The 16,095-nt window shown below is 57.8% G+C and carries 17 protein-coding genes; 6 read left to right on the forward strand and 11 right to left on the reverse strand.

The genetic code is table 11. From position 1 onward, the window contains the following. Positions 1-24 precede the first annotated feature (24 nt). Positions 25-3,927, reverse strand: coding sequence for an ATP-dependent RNA helicase HrpA (gene hrpA / locus IPZ49_RS20550; RefSeq protein ID WP_063145939.1), 3,903 nt, complete (start codon positions 3,925-3,927; stop codon positions 25-27). A gap of 203 nt (positions 3,928-4,130) precedes the next feature. Between hrpA and azoR the strand changes: the two genes are divergently transcribed. Both azoR and IPZ49_RS20560 read left to right on the forward strand, forming a co-directional pair. After that, positions 4,131-4,736: an FMN-dependent NADH-azoreductase gene (gene azoR, locus IPZ49_RS20555; RefSeq protein ID WP_063145940.1), complete on the forward strand. Its 606-nt coding sequence runs from the start codon at positions 4,131-4,133 to the stop codon at positions 4,734-4,736. Positions 4,737-4,825: 89 nt separating this feature from the next. Further along, positions 4,826-5,512, forward strand: coding sequence for an RluA family pseudouridine synthase (locus IPZ49_RS20560; RefSeq protein WP_063145941.1), 687 nt, complete (start codon positions 4,826-4,828; stop codon positions 5,510-5,512). Positions 5,513-5,519: 7 nt separating this feature from the next. On the opposite strand, the gene IPZ49_RS20565 is transcribed toward IPZ49_RS20560, so the two are convergent. After that, positions 5,520-6,059 carry a DUF2058 domain-containing protein gene (locus tag IPZ49_RS20565; RefSeq protein WP_022648048.1) on the reverse strand — a complete coding sequence of 180 codons (540 nt, stop codon included), beginning with the start codon at positions 6,057-6,059 and terminating at the stop codon, positions 5,520-5,522. 168 nt (positions 6,060-6,227) lie between these two features. On the opposite strand from IPZ49_RS20565, the gene IPZ49_RS20570 reads away from it, so the two are divergent. Beyond that, a complete protein-coding gene (locus IPZ49_RS20570) occupies positions 6,228-7,202 on the forward strand; it encodes a DUF1852 domain-containing protein (protein ID WP_063146205.1) in 975 nt (324 codons plus the stop codon). A 26-nt stretch (positions 7,203-7,228) separates the two neighbouring features. Then, positions 7,229-8,257 carry a methionine synthase gene (locus IPZ49_RS20575; protein WP_063145942.1) on the forward strand — a complete coding sequence of 343 codons (1,029 nt, stop codon included), beginning with the start codon at positions 7,229-7,231 and terminating at the stop codon, positions 8,255-8,257. A gap of 3 nt (positions 8,258-8,260) precedes the next feature. Here IPZ49_RS20575 and IPZ49_RS20580 read toward each other — a convergent pair whose 3' ends face one another. Next, on the reverse strand, positions 8,261-9,193 hold the full coding sequence (locus tag IPZ49_RS20580) for a LysR family transcriptional regulator (RefSeq protein WP_063145943.1): 933 nt from the start codon (positions 9,191-9,193) through the stop codon (positions 8,261-8,263). A 98-nt stretch (positions 9,194-9,291) separates the two neighbouring features. Between IPZ49_RS20580 and IPZ49_RS20585 the strand changes: the two genes are divergently transcribed. After that, entirely contained in the window at positions 9,292-9,714 is a 423-nt protein-coding gene (locus tag IPZ49_RS20585; RefSeq protein WP_063145944.1) for a DMT family transporter, read from the forward strand. A 4-nt stretch (positions 9,715-9,718) separates the two neighbouring features. Continuing rightward, positions 9,719-10,177 (forward strand): DMT family transporter, encoded by a 459-nt coding sequence (locus IPZ49_RS20590; protein WP_063145945.1) that lies wholly within the window; start codon positions 9,719-9,721, stop codon positions 10,175-10,177. Here IPZ49_RS20590 and IPZ49_RS20595 read toward each other — a convergent pair. The 8 genes from IPZ49_RS20595 to IPZ49_RS20630 are packed head-to-tail and all read right to left on the reverse strand — an operon-like array spanning position 10,174 to position 16,054. Further along, positions 10,174-10,707 (reverse strand): DUF3833 domain-containing protein, encoded by a 534-nt coding sequence (locus IPZ49_RS20595; RefSeq protein WP_046621638.1) that lies wholly within the window; start codon positions 10,705-10,707, stop codon positions 10,174-10,176. The genes IPZ49_RS20590 and IPZ49_RS20595 overlap by 4 nt on opposite strands. Continuing rightward, positions 10,704-11,228, reverse strand: a complete 525-nt coding sequence (locus tag IPZ49_RS20600) for a hypothetical protein (RefSeq protein WP_038416014.1) — start codon at positions 11,226-11,228, stop codon at positions 10,704-10,706. The genes IPZ49_RS20595 and IPZ49_RS20600 overlap by 4 nt, the downstream gene beginning before the upstream one ends. Further along, positions 11,225-11,710, reverse strand: a complete 486-nt coding sequence (locus IPZ49_RS20605) for a DUF2878 domain-containing protein (protein WP_023300043.1) — start codon at positions 11,708-11,710, stop codon at positions 11,225-11,227. The genes IPZ49_RS20600 and IPZ49_RS20605 overlap by 4 nt, the downstream gene beginning before the upstream one ends. Further along, complete coding sequence (locus IPZ49_RS20610; RefSeq protein ID WP_063145948.1) at positions 11,707-12,927, reverse strand: cyclopropane-fatty-acyl-phospholipid synthase family protein; 1,221 nt, start codon at positions 12,925-12,927, stop codon at positions 11,707-11,709. Before IPZ49_RS20610 ends, IPZ49_RS20605 begins: the two co-directional genes overlap by 4 nt. Continuing rightward, the gene (locus IPZ49_RS20615) at positions 12,924-13,646 is read right to left on the reverse strand and encodes a DUF1365 domain-containing protein (protein ID WP_063145949.1); all 723 of its coding nucleotides are present in this window, start codon (positions 13,644-13,646) and stop codon (positions 12,924-12,926) included. The genes IPZ49_RS20610 and IPZ49_RS20615 overlap by 4 nt, the downstream gene beginning before the upstream one ends. A gap of 1 nt (position 13,647) precedes the next feature. Continuing rightward, positions 13,648-14,907, reverse strand: a complete 1,260-nt coding sequence (locus IPZ49_RS20620; RefSeq protein ID WP_063145950.1) for an NAD(P)/FAD-dependent oxidoreductase — start codon at positions 14,905-14,907, stop codon at positions 13,648-13,650. Beyond that, on the reverse strand, positions 14,904-15,623 hold the full coding sequence (locus IPZ49_RS20625; protein ID WP_063145951.1) for an SDR family NAD(P)-dependent oxidoreductase: 720 nt from the start codon (positions 15,621-15,623) through the stop codon (positions 14,904-14,906). Before IPZ49_RS20625 ends, IPZ49_RS20620 begins: the two co-directional genes overlap by 4 nt. After that, entirely contained in the window at positions 15,620-16,054 is a 435-nt protein-coding gene (locus IPZ49_RS20630) for a nuclear transport factor 2 family protein (protein ID WP_022648036.1), read from the reverse strand. The genes IPZ49_RS20625 and IPZ49_RS20630 overlap by 4 nt, the downstream gene beginning before the upstream one ends. Positions 16,055-16,095 lie beyond the last annotated feature (41 nt).

Genomic DNA, 16,095 nt, shown 5'->3' on the forward strand with positions numbered 1-16,095 from the left:
GCGCAGCGCCACCGGGCAATGGTTTTAGCCGGAGATCTGCTCCATCGCCTGCAAGATACGCTTATCCGAAATGGGATACGGCGTACCCAACTGCTGAGCGAAGAAGCTGACGCGCAGCTCCTCGATCATCCAGCGGATCTCCCGCACGTCGTCGTCATCGCGACGCGCTGGCGGCAGTTTGTTGAGCCACTGCTGCCACGCCTGCTGCACGTTTTCGACTTTCAGCATCTGCGCTCGATCGCGATGCGGATCGACCGCCATTTTCTCCAGACGCTTCTCAATCGCCTGCAAATAACGCAGCGTATCACCCAGACGCTTAAAGCCGTTGCCGGTGACAAAGCCGCGATACACCAGCCCCGCCATCTGCGCCTTCACGTCCGACAGACCCAGGGCCATGGTCATATCAACCCGCCCCTTCAGGCGCTTGTTGATATTGAACACGGCGGTGAGGATCTGCTCGACCTGTTTGGCAATCTCCACCACGGTGTCGTTCAGCTCCGCGCGCACCTTTTCATGAAGCTGAGCAAAGCCCTCTTCCGTCCAGACCGGACCGCCCGCCTCGTGGATCAGTTTGTCCACACCGCAGGAGATGCAGTCGTCGATCAGATCCAGCACCTTACCGTACGGGTTAAAGTAGAGCCCCAGCTTGGCTTTGTTCGGCAGCTTCTCGTGCAGATACTTAATCGGCGACGGGATGTTAAGCAGCAGCAGGCGACGCAGCCCGCGCCACATCATCTGCTGTTGCTCCTGCGGATTGTCAAAGAGCTTAATCGCCACGCTGTCGCGCTCATCTACCAGCGCGGGCCAGGCTTTCACCTTGTAGTTCCCGCGCTTCTGCTCATAGCTTTCCGGAAGCTGACCAAAGCTCCAGATGTGCAGCCCGCTCTGCTCAATACCGTCATCGGCCACCGCAGAGAGCGTCTCCTGGACTTTACCTTTCAGCGCTTCTTTCAGCTCCGTCAGAGAACGGCCTTCGAGCAGCTTTTTGTTTTTATCGTCCACTACGCGGAATGTGATTTTCAGGTGATCGGGCACCTGATCCCAGTTCCAGTCGTCGCGGTCAATGGTGGTCCCGGTCATGCGTCGGAACTCACGCTCCAGTGCGTCCAGCAGCGGCAGTTCCAGCGGCGTGACGCGGCCTAAAAACGCTTCGGCGTAGTTCGGCGCCGGTACAAAGTTGCGCCGCACTGGTTTAGGCAGGGATTTGATTAATGCAATGACAAGCTCGCGGCGCAGGCCGGGAATTTGCCACTCAAACCCGCTCTCATCCACCTGGTTTAACAGCGGCAGCGGAATGTGCACCGTCACGCCATCGGCATCCGCGCCCGGCTCAAACTGATAGGTCAGACGCAGCTTCAGGTTGCCCTGATGCCAGAAATTCGGGTAGTCGAGCTTGCTGACCGACTCCGCGCCCTCTTTGATCAGCATGCTCTTTTCAAAGTTGAGCAGGTCCGGGGTCTCTTTGCTGGCTTTCTTCCACCAGCTGTCGAAATGGCGCGCCGAGATCACATCGTGGCTGATGCGCTGGTCGTAAAACTCAAACAGCGTCTCGTCGTCCACCAGAATGTCGCGGCGGCGGGACTTGTGTTCAAGCTCTTCCACCTCGGCGCGCAGCTTGAGGTTTTCGCGGAAGAACGCATGGCGCGTCTGCCAGTCGCCTTCCACCAGCGCATGGCGGATAAACAGCTCGCGACTCAGCGCCGGGTCAATCTGGCTGTAGTTAACCTTACGCGCTGCAACCACCGGCAGGCCGTAAACGGTGACTTTTTCCGTCGCCATCACCGCGCCCTGCCCGCGCTCCCAGTGCGGATCACTGTACGAGCGTTTCAGCAGGTGCTGCGCCACCGGCTCAACCCACTCTGGATCGATACGCGCGGCGATACGCCCCCACAGACGGCTGGTTTCCACCAGCTCGGCGACCATGGTCCACTTCGGCGGCTTCTTGAACAAACCGGAGCCCGGGAAGATGGAGAAACGCGCGTTGCGTGCGCCGGTAAATTCCTGTTTATCCGCATCCTTCATCCCGATATGGGACAGCAGGCCGGTCAACAGGGCAATATGAATTTCGCGGTACTCCGCCGGTTCACTGTTCACCGGGATGCCCAGCTCTTTCACCACCTGGCGTAGTTGGGTGTAGATATCCTGCCATTCGCGCACGCGCAGGTAGTTGAGGAAATCCACCCGGCACTGACGGCGGAACTGATTCGAAGAGAGCGCTTTTTGCTGCTCGCCGAGGTAGTTCCACAGGTTGACGAATGCGAGGAAATCGGACTCTTTATCGTGGAAGCGACGGTGTTTTTCATCCGACGCCTGCTGTTTGTCCATCGGACGCTCGCGCGGATCCTGAATGGAGAGCGCCGAGGTGATGATCATCGCCTCGCGCACGCAGCCGTGTTTTTGCGCCTCCAGCACCATGCGCGCCAGACGCGGGTCGACCGGCAGTTGGCTAAGCTGGCGGCCCAACGGCGTTAGCTTGTAGGCCGTCGCCTGCTCGTCGGTGGTAATGGCACCCAGCTCTTCCAGCAGCCGCACCCCGTCCTGAATATTGCGCTTATCCGGCGCTTCCACAAACGGGAAGGCGGCGATATCGCCCAGCCCCAGCGCGGTCATTTGCAGGATAACGGATGCCAGGTTGGTTCGCAGGATCTCCGGATCGGTAAACTCCGGGCGCGACAGGAAATCATCTTCCGAATAGAGACGAATACAGATCCCTTCCGACACGCGGCCGCAGCGGCCCTTACGCTGATTAGCTGACGCCTGCGAAACCGGCTCGATCGGCAGACGCTGAACTTTGGTTCGGTAGCTGTAGCGGCTGATGCGCGCCGTACCCGGGTCGATCACGTATTTAATGCCCGGTACGGTCAGCGAGGTTTCGGCCACGTTGGTCGCCAGCACGATGCGGCGCCCGCTGTGCGGCTGGAACACGCGGTTCTGCTCGCTGTTGGACAGGCGCGCGTACAGCGGCAGGATCTCGGTATGGCGCAGATCGCGCTTGCTGAGCGCATCGGCGGTATCGCGGATCTCACGCTCGCCGCTCATGAAGATCAGAATGTCGCCAGAACTCTCGGTGCCCAGCTCGTCGACGGCATCGAAGATGGCCTGAAGCTGGTCGCGCTCGGTATCGTCCGCCTCTTCAACAATCGGGCGATAGCGCACTTCAACCGGATAGGTTCGGCCTGAGACTTCAATGATCGGCGCATTGTTGAAATGTTTTGAGAAGCGCTCCGGGTCGATGGTCGCGGAGGTGATGATGATTTTCAGATCCGGACGCCGGGGCAGCAGCTCTTTCAGGTAGCCGAGCAGGAAGTCGATGTTCAGGCTGCGCTCGTGCGCTTCATCGATGATGATGGTGTCGTACTGCATCAGCAGACGATCCTGCTGGATTTCCGCCAGCAGGATACCGTCGGTCATCAGCTTAACCATGGTGTTATCGCTGACGTGGTCGCTGAATCGCACCTTGTAGCCAATGCAGCCGCCCGGCTCCGTTTGCAGCTCGTCGGCAATACGGTTCGCCACGGTGCGCGCCGCCAGACGACGCGGCTGGGTGTGACCGATCAACCCTTTCACCCCGCGGCCTAATTCCATGCAGATCTTCGGCAGCTGAGTGGTTTTACCTGAACCGGTTTCCCCCGCGACGATCACCACCTGGTGGTCGCGCACGGCCTCAAGAATGTCCTGTTTTTTCTGGCTGACGGGCAGGTTTTCCGGATAGGTAATCTCCGGGCGTGCGGCTTCACGCAGCACAACTTTCCCTGCCGCCTGTTCAATCTCTTTGGCCATCTCCTGGTAAATGGCCTGTTGTGCATCAGGATTTTTAACCTTCTTAACGCCGTGCAGACGGCGCGCAAACCGCTGTTTATCGCGCAGCATCAGCGAATCAAGCTGTTGCATCAGCACCGGGAAGGATAATTTCTGTTGTTCTGTCATAGCGTTAACGGGCAGTGCACTGCCGGATAAAATCTCTTTTTAATGATTGCTATAGAGTACCACATCAGTGCTTTTCGCGCCTTATTCAAAAAATTCGAACATAGGCTTCGATATATTGCGCTATCCCTGTGGCAGGATTGTGAATAAAGTGTCAACAAGCAACGGGGCAACCCCCTCAATCAAATACAAAACAGGAAATTCCCATGAGCAAAGTATTAGTGTTGAAATCCAGTATTCTGGCAGGGTATTCACAGTCTGGTCAGCTGGCAGACTATTTCGTTGAACAGTGGCGTGAACAGCACAGCGCGGATGAAATCACCGTGCGTGACCTGGCGGCAAACCCGATTCCTGTGCTGGACGGCGAGCTGGTTGGTGCGCTGCGTCCGAGCGATGCGCCTCTCACCCCACGTCAGCAGGAAGCCCTGGCGCTCTCCGACGAGCTGATTGCTGAGTTGCAGGCCCACGACGTTATCGTGATCAACGCCCCAATGTATAACTTCAACATTCCTACGCAGCTGAAGAACTACTTCGACCTGGTGGCGCGCGCTGGCGTAACCTTCCGTTACACCGAGAACGGCCCGGAAGGTCTGGTGAAAGGCAAGCGTGCGGTTGTACTGACCAGCCGCGGCGGTATTCACAAAGATACCCCTACCGATCTGGTCGCACCGTACATGACGTTGTTCCTGGGCTTCATCGGCATTACCGACGTGAACTTCGTGTTCGCTGAAGGTATCGCTTACGGCCCGGAAGTGGCCACCAAAGCGCAGACCGACGCGAAAGCCGCTATCGACAGCCTGGTCGCAGCCTAAATTTTCCCCCTCTCACCGCCCGGTGGGAGGGTTTCTCTTTCCCCCGTATTTCGTTATCATCCGCACCCACTCTCCAGCCCGGCGGCCTGATGTCTGTCATTATCGATACGTTTATTGCACCACCCTGTCACGACGACATTGAGATCCTCTGGCAGGACGAGCATCTGCTGCTGATCAACAAACCCTCAGGGCTGCTCAGCCTGTCCGGGACAAATCCGCAAAACCGTGATTCCGTCCACCACCGTCTGGTGCAAACCTTTCCCGGCTGCACGCTGGTGCATCGTCTTGATTTTGGCACTTCGGGCCTGATCGTGATTGCACGTAACAAAGCGATTAACGCCGAGCTTTGCCACCAGTTCAGCCAGCGCGCCGTGACCAAGGTTTACACCGCCCTGTTGTGCGGACATGTGGAACAGGACGAAGGGACCGTGGATGCCCCGATTGCCAAAGATCCGGCGCTGTTTCCGCTGATGACGATCTGTGCGCGCACCGGTAAGCCCGCTCGCTCCCGCTATCGGGTGATGGAACGTATTTACCAGGATACGACAATGCCGTTGACGCGGGTTGAGCTTACCCCGGAGACCGGGCGCACCCACCAGCTGCGCATTCACTGCCAGCAGTTAGGCCACCCTATTTTGGGGTGCGATCTGTATGGGGGTCTGGAATGGCCGGGGGCGGAAGAAACGCCCCGGCTGATGCTGCATGCAAGCGTTCTGAGTTTTATGCATCCGCTGAGCGGCGAGACCATGAATGCCCGTCACGCCGCGCCATTCTGAACGAGGTTTACCACATTAAATCGTCAGGGATTTTGAAGTCTGCGTACGGATCGTCTTCGTCCTGCTCTTCCTGACTCAGCGCGCTGTTTAGCACAATGCTGTCCGCATCGCGCTGGGCAATTTTATCCGCCACAACCGCCGGGATAATCGCGTAATCACAGTCGCCATTCGCGTTAATCACCAGTCGGGCAATCGCCAGACGACCGTTGATCAGCTGGGTTTGCGTCTGCTTATCGACGTCGATTTTTTTGATCAGGCTGCCATCGGTAAAGTTAAAGGTAATGTTGCCCTTCGCCACGGTGATGCGGTTCATCTCAATCAGCTGCTTCACCTGCGCCCTGAACTCTTTTGCCAGCACCGCCTGTTTTTGCTGTTCGCTCAGCTGCTTATCACGCTCCAGCTGGGCTTTCTTGTTCTCTTCAACAGCCTCTCTCGCCTCGCGAGCCTGGACGCGGGATTTTTTCGCCGTGCGCTGAACCTTCGCCATCTTTTTACTGCTGACTAAGCCCGCTTTCAGCATCTGCTCTTGTAGGGTGAGTTTTGTCATGATCGTTTAAACCGGTTGGAAATGTCGGGGGATTATACCTGAATCGCGCAGTTCATGAAGAACCCTCATGACGCAGTGAAATTAAGTCACTTCCCCTGCGCCAGTGGCTCAGGCATAAATTATGCATTGATAACGTTTAGGCAACATGAACTTAGGATGCATAACCAAATGAGTCAGGCTTTCACATTTACCCTTAAGCGCAGTTGCTTTGATGAAAATTATAACCCGTCAGAAAACACGCGCACCACCACCAACTTCGCCAACCTGGCGCGTGGCGAGAAGCGTCAGGAGAACCTGCGCAATACGCTGGTGATGATCAACAACCGCTTTAACGCGCTGGCGAGCTGGGATAACCCGAAAGCCGACCGCTATGCCGTCGAGCTGGAGATTATTTCAGTCGATATGAATATCGGCGGCGATTTTACTTTCCCGGCCATCGAAATTCTGCGAACGACGATCGTGGATAAAAAGACCCACGAGCGCATCGAAGGCATCGTCGGGAATAACTTCTCATCCTATGTTCGTGACTATGATTTCAGCGTCCTGCTGCTGGAGCATAATAAAGATCAGCCCCGTTTTACCCTCCCCGAGAATTTTGGCGAGCTGCACGGCAATCTCTTTAAAAGCTTCATTCATTCTGCGGAATATCAGGCGAACTTTAAAAAAGCGCCGGTGATCTGCCTGAGCGTCTCCAGCAAAGACACCTATCGTCGTACCGGTAACCACCACCCGGTGCTGGGGTATGAGTACCAGCCGGACGGCGAGTCGCTAACGGAACAGTACTTCGCGAAGATGGCCCTCAAGGTTCGCTATTTCATGCCGGAAAACAGCGTCGCGCCATTTGCCTTCTTCTTCACCGGCGATTTACTGCGTGATTACACCAATCTGGAACTGATCGGCACCATCAGCACCATGGAGACGTTCCAGAAGATCTATCGACCAGAAATTTACAATGCCAATTCCGCTGCGGGACAGTGCTATCAGCCCGACCTGAATCAGCAGGATCACTCATTAACAAAAATCGTTTATGACCGTGAAGAGCGCAGCCGGCTGGCCATTGAACAGGGTAAATATACCGAAGAGCGGTTCATCAAACCCTATAAAACCCTTCTTGAGCAGTGGTCTCATCACTTCACGCTTTAATTTAATACGAATAAAAGGTTCTTCTTATGAAAACATTGCTCCCGACATCGACGGCTGGCAGCCTGCCGAAACCCACCTGGCTTGCGCAGCCGGAAACGCTCTGGTCGCCGTGGAAACTCCAGGACGAGGAATTACTGGCAGGGAAACAGGATGCGCTGCGTTTGTCTCTGGATGAACAGATTCGCGCCGGGATTGATATCGTCAGCGACGGGGAACAAACCCGCCAGCATTTCGTCACCACCTTTATTGAACATCTCAGCGGCGTGGATTTTGAAAATCGTCAGACGGTGCGCATCCGTAACCGTTACGATGCGAGCGTGCCGACCGTGGTAGACGCGGTGGCGCGCCAGAAACCGGTGTTTGTAGACGATGCGAAATACCTTCGCCAGCTGACGGATAAGCCGATCAAGTGGGCGCTGCCCGGCCCGATGACCATGATCGACACGCTATACGATGCTCACTATAAAAGCCGCGAAAAGCTGGCCTGGGAGTTCGCTAAAATTCTCAATCAGGAAGCCCGCGAGCTGGAAGCGGCCGGCGTTGACATTATTCAGTTCGACGAACCTGCTTTTAACGTCTTTTTCGACGAAGTGAATGACTGGGGCATCGCCGCGCTGGAGCGCGCCATTGAAGGGCTGAAATGCGAAACCGCAGTCCATATCTGCTACGGGTACGGCATCAAAGCCAATACGGACTGGAAAAAAACGCTCGGCTCCGAGTGGCGCCAGTATGAAGAGGCGTTTCCTAAGTTGCAGACCTCAAAGATCGATATCATCTCGCTGGAGTGCCACAACTCGCGCGTGCCGATGGATCTGCTGGAGCTGATCCGCGGTAAAAAAGTGATGGTCGGGGCAATTGATGTTGCCACCCAGATCATCGAAACGCCGGAAGAGGTTGCCGATACGCTACGCAAGGCGTTGCAGTTTGTGGATGCAGCCAAGCTCTATCCGTCCACCAACTGCGGCATGGCTCCCCTTTCCCGCCAGGTCGCCAACGGTAAGCTGAAGGCATTAAGCGCCGGGGCTGACATTATCCGTCGCGAGCTTGCCCGCTAACCTTCAGGTTTGCCAGTACAGTGGCGTACCGAACCGCTCTATATAGTAGTCAATCACCGCCCTGACGTTCAGGGGCGGATGACGCGCGTTCGGGTAAATCGCCGCAATCGTCAGTGGCTCCGTATTAATAGAACACTCCATTTCCGGCAGCAGTGCCACCAGCTCACCGCTTTTGAGCCGTTCGCTCACCATCCAGTCCGGGAATAGCACAACGCCCATGCCGCCCAGCGCCGCAATCAGGAGCGTTTCCGCGTTATTGGAAGTCATCAGCGGTACGATGGGATAGTGAACCCACGCCTCGCCCGGCTGCAGGATTAGCCAGCGGTTAGGCCCGGACGAGCCGCGGTAAACCAGACAGTGGTGACGGCTGAGATCGTCCGGCCCCTCGGGTGCGCCATGTTTTTGCAGATAGTCCGGCGAGGCCGCCAGATGGTAGAACTGCTGACCGAACACCCGGGCGTGAAACGAGGAGTCCGTCAGCGCACCGATGCGAAAGATAACGTCCGCGGCGTCACGGTGCGGATCGATAAAATCGTCGGTGAGGGTCAGTTCGATGGAAAGACGAGGGTAACGCGCCAGAAGCCCCGGCAGGCCCGGCGCGATGTGCCTCTGTCCGAAAAAGACCGGGCCATTGATACGCAGCGTGCCCGACGGCTCGCGGGCGCGTTCATCCAGCTCGCGTCGCGCGTCCTCCATATTCCCGGCCATCGCCCGGGCATAGCGCACAAAAAGATGCCCGCTCTCTGTGGGCATAATCGCCCGCGTGTTGCGGTAGAAAAGCTGTTGCCCGAGGGCGTCCTCAAGCTGGTGGATCACGCGTGAGACCTGCGACGCAGAAATCCCTTCCCGCCTCGCCACCACGGAGAAATTCTGCGTTTCATAAACGTCGATGAAGATCAGCAGCGCGCGAATGCTGATATGTCCGGCATCCATCATTAATGCATTTCCTGCACAGGTGTTTCCTGTATTATGGCATTTTTCTCAATGATGTTCAGACGTAATCTTCTCCGCCTGGAAAAAGGAGAAAAAGCGTTATGCACATTATTTTAATTTTACTGGTGATTGCCGGTGGCATGGGGCTGTCCGTGGAAGCCGGGCTGCTGGGGCCGCTGGGCGACCTGTGGGCGGCGTTCAGCATATTCAGCGTGGGAACGGGGCTGACGTTTCTGCTGATGCTGTTTTTCAGCCCGCGCAACAGTCCCTCATTTTTTGCGCAGCCTTCATGGCATCTGTTGGGCGGCGTGCTCGGCCCGGTTTACGTCATCATTCTCACCATTGCCACGCCTGCGATCGGCATTGCCATGACGATGATCGGCATTCTGGCAGGCCAGGTCTTTAAAAGCCTGATTATTGACCACTATGGCCTGCTGGGTACGCCGCACCGCAGGATCGATACAAAACGCATTATTGCGCTGGGATTTATCATCGCCGCGCTCATTCTCGTGGCGCAGGGGTAACGTTATGACAGTGATTATGATTATTCTGGCGGTGATTGGCGGCGCGACGCTGAGCATTCAGGCTGCCATTAACGGGCAATTAGGCAGCAGCGTGGGGGTATTCAAAAGCGCGTTTCTGACCTTTTCCGTCGGCGCGCTGGTAACCGCCCTGCTCATTTTCTTTTTTGAGCCGAAACAGGCGGTCAGCCTGATGGATGTGCCCAAGTGGCAGCTTCTGGGCGCCCTGTGCGGCGTGCCCTATATAGTGATTATGGTGCTCGCGGTGCAGCGTATCGGCACCGCCGTTGCCACGGTAGCGGTGATCCTGGGTCAGCTGACCATGAGCATGCTGATTGATAACTTTGGCTGGCTGAACAATGAAGCCATTCCGTTTTCAGCGAGCCGTTTCGGGGCCGTCGTCTGCCTGAGTATCGCGCTCTTCTTCATCTACTCAAGCAGTAAACCTCAGCCCGAAGAGGATTAACCGCCCTCTTTGCGGGTAAAGAACAGCGTCACCGTGGCGACGGTGACGCCAAATTTCTTCATCTCGGTTTTATTGAACAGACGGGTGCTGTCCTGCAAATACATCCAGTCATCAAAGTGCAGCAGCCAGGTTTTACCGTCCGCCTTCACGTTCATGCTGTAGCGCCAGTTAAGGGCGTTGCCCGAAACCTGACCGGTCGCGACACCTTCTATGTCACCCGCCGTGCCTTCGTAACGATCGTGGCCAATGCGGCGGATATGCCAGACGCGCTGCTGCTTTTCGCCATCGTCATAGACAAAATGCTCGTTCAGCGTCAGCGTATCGCCGATAACATCTCCGGCGATCTCGACGTGAAAACGGCGGATCTGCTTACCGCTGCGGTCCTGCACCATCCCCCACGCCTCGGTTTTGCCCTGGAAGTAGTGGAAAATATCAAGCCGTGGCTGTTGCTGACGATACTCGGTCACTTCTGTGCTGCACCCGGCCACCAGCATTGTCAGTGTAAGCGCCATTAACAGGAATCGTTTCATTGTGGTCCTCCGATTAACTGCTGACGCAGTTCAGGATACGCGGTGCGGGGATCGAGCCAGATCGCCAGAAAGCGCGAGCTAAACGCTGCCGACTGGCGCGGCCCGAGGGGCGTAAATTTTTTCTGCAAAGCCGTGGGGCGATACCAGAATTGCCCCTGACCGTTATTAACCACAAACGCGAGCTGCGTGCCGGGCGTGACGTCGGGCCAGAGCGCTTTTAGCATCCGCAGCCAGGCTTCACTCTGCGGCTCCTGCTGCAAAATGCCCTGCGCCTGCCACTGGTCACGGGTCGCCTCGACCAGGTCGTCGCCATCGATGTCGCGGGCATAAGTGATAATCAGCGCGTTATCGCTGTCTGTTCCTGTATAGCTGCCGTCGGGCGTCAGCAGCTGAGAGGTATAAACGGTAAACGGCCCCCAGGTGAGGGTGGCATCGCCTACCTTGCGCCAGCTCAGCCAGTCAGTCGCCTGCGCGTTACAGGCCATAACGGTTAGCGCGAGCGCGAGTAACAGATGTCTCATTGTTGTCTCCCCATCAGCAGGTGGAAAAACAGCATCAGCACCAGCCAGCCCGGGATCATCCAGCTGACGACGATAAAAGTCGGCTCCAGGAACGTGATGGCCCCCAGACGCTCGCCAAACAGGTAGGCCAGCGGCCCGCCCAGGGTCGCCAGCGCCGTCAGCAGCCAGCCCGGCAAGGTGGTCGTGCGGGTCAGTTGCGTCCAGACGGTGGCAAACATCAGCCACAGCGCCACCATCCATAGCGGCATCAGAGACGTGCCAGTGAATGAAATCAACCCCGTCAGCGCCCAAAGGGCGTCCAGCATCGCGCCCGACGCCGCCAGCACAAGGGCGTATACCCGGTGTGATGGCGGTAACAACAGCCAGGCAATCAGCGCCAGCGCGATCCAGATGACCAGCCCCTGCTCGCGAAACAGCACCACCAGCGTCCAGTAGAGATCAAACCCGATGGCCAGCAGAAAGACCTGCCCGTAGCGCTTCATACGCGTTCCGCAGTCAGTTGCACCACGCTGATGGTGCGGGCGTTAAACCCGGCTTCACAGTAGCCGAGGTAGTACAGCCACATCCTACGGAAACGGTCATCAAATCCGAGCTTTTCAATCTCCTGCCAGGCGTGAACGAAGCGCTGACGCCAGTGCGCCAGCGTGCGGGCGTAGTCCGGCCCCATATCGAAGAGGTTACGCACGACAAAATCGGTATGGCGGGTCATCAGTTCATTCATGGCGGTGATGCTGGGCAAAAAGCCGCCGGGGAAGATGTAGCGCTGAATAAAATCGACGCTTTTGCTGTAGTCGCGATAGCGCTGATCCTGAATGGTGATGGCCTGAATCGCCATCCGCCCGCCCGGACGCAGACGCGCCTGGCAGGTGCGGAAAAACGTTGGCAGGTAGCGTTGGCCGACGGCTTCAATCATCTCAACCGACACCAGCTTATCGTACACTCCGGTCAGATCGCGGTAGTCGCAGAGCAGCACCTCAACGCGATCCTGTAAACCTGCCCGCGCGATCCGCGCGGTGGCCCACTGGTACTGCTCCTGCGATAGCGTGGTAGTTGTTACCCGGCAGCCATAATGACGGGCGGCATATTCCGCCATCGCCCCCCAGCCGGTACCAATCTCCAGCAGATGATCGTTTGCGGTGAGCGCCAGTTGGTCGCACAGCCTGGCCATTTTTGCCTGCTGAGCCGCTGCCAGATCCTGCTCTTCCCCGGTAAACAGCGCGCTGGAGTAAAGGAGTTGTTCATCAAGGAAATGGGCGTAAAAGGCGTTGCCCAAATCGTAATGGGCGGCAATATTTTCCCGTGCCTGCGCGCGGGAGTTGCGCCGCATCCAGTGCCGTAGCCGCTCTACCGGTTTCCCGAGCAGGCGGAACCCTTTTTCCAGTTGCCCGAGGATCTGGCTATTGCGCGCTATCAGCTCCAGCAGCGGCGTCAGGTGGGCCGTCTCCCAGTCGCCATCTATCCACGCTTGTGCCGCGGCGAGGCTGCCCCCGGTTAGAATGCGCCAGTAGACGCCCGGAGCGAGTACCTGCACCTCAGCGTGAAGCGCGGTGGAGGCGTCGCCGAACTGGAATGTCTGCGCGCCTTCACGCAGCGTCAGCGAGCCGCCGCGCAGCCCGTTCAGCAGGCGAAAAAGCAGCCATCGCGCGACGCGGACGTTGCGCGGGATATCGGGTTCAAGCGCAAAGACGGGATCGGTCATGAGCGTTCACTCCTGCTTAGGGGATGGTTATGCAGCGGCACGCGCTTCAGCCACAGCCTGAGCGCCTGCCAGTAAATAGCGAGAACGGTTTTGAGGGTCATCAACGGGATCCGCGCCAGCAGCGACCGCAGCGCTGCGCGCGTCAGCGGCTCCCGGCGCAGCGTCAGAGTGGCGTCAAACACCTTCGTCTCCTGATGGTTTTCGATATGCATGCGCAGCGTGCTGGCCGGACTGTTGAAGCGCCAGTGGTAGACCATGTCCATCGGATTAAAGGGCGAGACGTGAAACGCTTTTTCCGTCGGTGGGGCGTCCCGCCCCGCTACCGCGTAGTAGTGTCGTTCATTCCACGGCGTGTTGCGGACTTCGGCGAGAACCCAGCGCAGGGTGTCTTCCCCGTCATAGCAGTAGTAAAAATTGACTGGGTTAAAATGAAAGCCGAAATAACGCAGTTGGGTTAGAAGCATGACCCGCCCCGCCGGGCGTTCGCCGGTCAGATTTTCCAGACGCTCAAGGACGCGCTCTTTGAGCGGCGTGCCCAGCGGGTAGTCCGCATCATAAAATGCCGCGGGCGCAACGCGGTTACGGCGCACACCGACGGAGGGCAGCGCGTCCAGCTCATCGAGATCGAGCCAGGCCATAAAGACGCTGTAGGTAAAGTGGTGCGCTTTTGGCGAAAGACGGCGATGGCGCAATGTGCCGTGGTAAAGGCAGCTGTTCATCTCAGTTGCCCTCCCCGGCCGCAATGGCGTTTACCACATCCAGCGCACTGCGTACCCCATCTTCGTGGAAGCCGTTGTACCAGTACGCGCCGCAGAACCAGCTCCGCTGGCGACCGTTTATTTCTCCGCGTCGGGCCTGGGCTTGCCAGCTTTGCGGGTTAAAAAGCGGATGCTCATAGACAAAGCGGCGCAGCACATAGCGTTCTTCCACCGGCGTTTCCGGGTTGAGGGTGACGCAAAACAGCGGGCTACCCGGCGGCAGTCCCTGCAAGATATTCATGTTGTAGGTGACGCAGGCGCTGGCCCGATCCTGCTCGCTGAGGCGGTAGTTCCAGCTCGCCCACGCGCGCTTGCGCACCGGCAGCCAGCGCGGATCGCTGTGAAGCACCACCTCGTTACGCTGCCAGCCGATATCACCCAGCACCTCACGTTCAGCCTGCGTTGGGCTGGCGAGCATCGCCAGCGCCTGAGCGGAGTGGCAGGCGAAGATCACCTGATCAAAGTTGTCTGTTACGCCCTCACGCGTTATATCAACCCCGCGATCGTGGCGAATAACCTGCTGCACCGGCGCATTGAGGTGCAGCGTCAGGCGATTGCCAAGCTTGTCCATCATCGCGCGGATGTACTCCCGGGAGCCGCCCGGCACCACGTACCACTGCGGACGATGGTTAATGTCCAGCAGACCGTGGTTTTCAAAAAAGCGTAAAAAGAGCGGCAGCGGGAAGCGTTTCATCTCCTGTAGCGAAGATGACCAGATTGCCGCCCCCATTGGCAGAATGTAGTGACGGGCAAAAAAAGGCGTGAAGCGGTGCTGGTGCAGGAACGTCTCCAGCGTGGCGGACTCGCTGACGTCACCCCGGAGCGTCTGTTTCGCCAGCCGGTTAAAGCGCACGATCTCCTTCAGCAGCGTCCAGAAGGCAGGGTTTAACAGATTACGACGCTGGGCGAACAGCGACGTCAGCGTGTGGCCGTTGTACTCCAGCCCGCTCTGCGGGTTATGCACCGAAAAACTCATCTGCGTTTTTTGCCCGCTGATGCCCAGTTCGCTCAGCAGCCCCATGAAGCGCGGATAGGTGTGGTCGTTGTAGACAATAAAACCGGTGTCGATGGCAAAGTTGCCCTGCGGCGTATCGACATCCACCGTTGCGGTATGACCGCCCGGCGTGGCCTGCGCTTCAAACAGCGTGACCTGATGATGTCCGGCGAGCCGCCAGGCACAGGTTAACCCGGCGATACCGCTGCCGATAATCGCGATCTTCATGGTCGCACCATCCTGCGCAGCAGTGCGCGCTGAAGTATATCGGGCAGACCGGAGAGCAGGCGCAGCGCCAGGCTAAACCCGGCGGGAAACGCGATATGATCCTTCCCTTTTGCCAGACCGCGACGAATGGCATGGACGGCGTCCTCCACGCTGACCCGGCCCGGCATCGGGAAATCATTTTTTCGGGTCAGCGGCGTGTCGACAAAACCAGGTGAAACGACCGTGACGGCGATCCCTTTCGGCTCCCAGTCGAGGCGCAGCGTCTCAGCAAACCAGGTTAACGCCGCTTTAGAGGCGCCATAGGCTTCGGCTCGCGGGAAGTGAAGCCAGTGCGCCATTGAACTGACCAGCACCACGCGGTTGCCGGATATCAGCTGCGGCTGCAACGCCGCAAGGCAGTTTACCGGCCCCATGAAATTGGTGGTCATGACCCGCGCCACCAACGCGGCATCCACCTCGCCGCGATCGAGATACTCGCAGGTTCCGGCGCAAAGAATCACCGTGTCGGCAGCACAGTCCGCCAGCGCCTGGCGACAGGCGTCCCTGTCTGTCATATCGAACAGGCGCACCGTAATGTTGGGGCTGTGCTGATGCACGGCTGCCAGACGTTGCGCATCGCGCCCGCAGGCAATCACCCGGTAGCCATCTTCGGCAAAAGATTTCGCCAGCCCGGCCCCTATGCCCGAGCTTGCGCCGGTGATCAGAACCGTTTTCATGATTTCACTCTCCGCTTCACGCCGCGTACGGCCCAGCCGAGCACCGGAAGATGTTCGTAAATCATCTCTCCGGCATCGTAGTAATCCCGCTGGCGAACTATGCGATCGTCGCGCATGTCTACCACAGAGCAGCCCGGCAACTGGCGCATTGCCCCCCGAGCAATACGCGGGTGCGACCAGTGCATCATCCAGGTAACAACAAAGCGATCACCCTGCTGCAAGGGTGCATCGACGGTAAAGCGGCACCGCTGGACGTTAGCCAGCAGGTGAGTGAAATAGCGCTGAATCGCGAACAACCCGCTGTGTTCGCCAAAGGGATCGATAAGCGTGGCATCGGCGCGATAAATCTTTGCCAGAGCCGAAGGTGGCTGGGTATCCAGCGTGGCGTAATAATCAACGAATCGACTGATGACGGACGGCAACGTGCTCATGGGTCACATCCTGGCTGTAAACAACGTAGCGAAATCGCATA

It is taken from the genome of Enterobacter cloacae complex sp. S2, assembly GCF_015159675.1.
Classification (GTDB): domain Bacteria; phylum Pseudomonadota; class Gammaproteobacteria; order Enterobacterales; family Enterobacteriaceae; genus Enterobacter; species Enterobacter intestinihominis.